Genomic DNA, 442 nt, shown 5'->3' on the forward strand with positions numbered 1-442 from the left:
GAATAAGACACCATGTGGGAGTACAACTGCCATGGTACCTTCATCGTCTAGGTAATGTACCATGTGTTGAATAAAGGCAAAGTCTGCTTTAGACTTTGGCGCAAGTTTGCCGTAACCACTGAATCGTTCGTCATTTTCAAATTTTGAATCTGCTGTCCATTTCGCACTATATGGTGGGTTCGCAATAACCGCATCAAATGTATGGCCTAAAAAGGCTGGATTTTCCAACGTGTCATCATTACGGATATCGAAGTTCTCATAACGCACATCATGTAATAACATATTCATACGCGCCAAGTTGTATGTGGTATTGTTACGTTCTTGACCGAAATAACGATACACTTGCGTTTCTTTACCAACACGTAACAATAATGAACCTGACCCACATGTTGGATCATACACGTGACGTAATTTATCTTTACCGTCTGTAACAATCTTCGCC

1 protein-coding gene is annotated in these 442 nt (G+C 40.7%); it reads right to left on the reverse strand.

Annotation, left to right across the window (positions count from 1 at the left end; genetic code table 11):
- On the reverse strand, positions 1 to 442 hold a 442-nt coding region (locus tag I6F21_RS37910; protein ID WP_225184408.1), incomplete at both ends, for an N-6 DNA methylase.

Source organism: Bradyrhizobium sp. NBAIM03, from assembly GCF_020194055.1.
GTDB lineage: Bacteria > Pseudomonadota > Alphaproteobacteria > Rhizobiales > Xanthobacteraceae > Bradyrhizobium > Bradyrhizobium yuanmingense.